Source organism: Campylobacter sp. RM19072 (assembly GCF_024723485.1).
Lineage (GTDB): Bacteria > Campylobacterota > Campylobacteria > Campylobacterales > Campylobacteraceae > Campylobacter > Campylobacter porcelli.
On the sequence record NZ_JANQCU010000040.1, the window covers coordinates 1 to 1831 of the forward strand.

Here is a 1831-nt window from a genome sequence, read left to right on the forward strand (position 1 = left end):
TTATAAAAATTTAAGCTTAGATTAATGGGGGGGGGTATAATACCCACTTTAAATTTACAATTTTAAGGAGGCAATATGAAAATTTCTAAAATTACAAGTGCGGCTATAATTAGCTTTGGTTTAAGCGGCTCACTACACGCTAACTGGGTTTATGACCCTATCAACGACCCAAAAAACTCTAATAAATATATACAATACTTTTATGAGCTTGTAAATAATGGTGTGTGTTTGACTTGCACGCCTAAAACCCAAGAGCAACGCACTAATGAAATTAATGAGTTTAATAAATTGCCTAATCTAGATGCCAGCCAAATCCAAAGTCAAATCGATAAATACGCAGATATGATAGCAAAAACTCCAGAATTTTCTGACTTAAAAGCTCTTGGTGAGGCCTTGATAACTAATCAAAATACTCGCCAAAATCCTATCGATCGTGATGACTGGGTTTATGGAAAAAATGCTTATCAAATGGGTAAGTTTTTATTAGTAGAATTTATAGAAGACCCAAATGTAAATTTAGGAGTAGATATTAGTCAATATAGTAATAATGGTGGTGGCTATAAAGTTGCCGTAGAACTCGCCCAAGAAATCTTCAACACCGCCATCAAAGAACTACAATCTTTAGAGAAAAACTCAATCCAAAACTCCCTTGAAGCATTAAAGCTAAATACAAATATAAACTCTATAATAAGCTTAAGTAAAAATGCTCTTGATGCTAGGGTTATATCTTTATTAAATCCAAATAATAGTAGTATGGCTCTAGCCTCAGCTATAAAAAACCTTGATGGGGTAGAGTTTGCCTCTTGTGATGATGAGGCTTTAGCTTGTATGATTAGAGACTATACAAAGAGATTTGAAACTAATAATAATCTATGGGCTAATATCTTAGGAGCTAAAGCATATTTAAAAGATAATCCAGATACTAAGATATATGGTTTTATATTTGGATATGATTATGCATTTGATAGTGATATAGTTGGAGTATTCTTTAGCTATGCTAAAGCAAAAAGCAGTGGAGATAATATAGTAAATAGTAGTGATAACTACCAACTTGGTATCTACTCAAAAAGCTTCTTTGGAAATTCAGAACTAGATAGTAAAATCTACTATGGAATTAGTAAGAGTGATTATAGCAAGAATGTATTAAATAGTATTTATACAGCTGATTATGATACTAATTTTGCTGGGATTGAGCTAGAGTATGGATATGTATTTGATACTAATAATATATTTATAAAGCCACTTATTGGACTAAATTATAATTATATAAAAACAAAAGATTTTAATGAGAGTGGAGATATAAACTTACACTATAATAAAACAACTAATAAAAACGCCACTGCTAAATTAGGAGTTGAGCTTAGAAAATACTATGATGAGTATAGCTACTTCTATTTCAAACCAGCCCTTGAGAGAGATATATACAAAAGTGGCACAGATAGTGTAGCAAATTTCGTAGGAAATGAGTATAGTATAATAAGCCAAGCTGATGAGAAAAAACACACCTATATAAACACAACCTTAGGTGCTGAAGTATCTCTAAATAACTCATTTAGCATAAATGCCAACATAGGAGCAAAACTAAGAAATAATGAGAAAATCTATAATGGAACACTAGGGGTTAAGTATAAGTTTTAATTTAAAATAAATAGATAAAAAGAAAACTGAGCTATAGCTCAGTTTTTATAAAATAAAAATGCCAAACTGGGAAGGGGTTGGGATTTTTTAAGGAATAGGGGAAACTATTTTTAACTTCGCAGGTCAGCAAAGCCGACCTTTGCGACAAGGAGCTACGCTCCCTTGACCTACCTAAAGTCCCCACGAGTGGGGT

At 32.2% G+C, this 1831-nt stretch carries 1 protein-coding gene; it reads left to right on the forward strand.

Annotated elements, in window-relative coordinates:
* Positions 1–75: 75 nt before the first annotated feature.
* Positions 76–1638 carry an autotransporter outer membrane beta-barrel domain-containing protein gene (locus tag CSUIS19072_RS08320; RefSeq protein WP_086293788.1) on the forward strand — a complete coding sequence of 521 codons (1563 nt, stop codon included), beginning with the start codon at positions 76–78 and terminating at the stop codon, positions 1636–1638.
* The last annotated feature ends 193 nt before the right edge of the window (positions 1639–1831 follow it).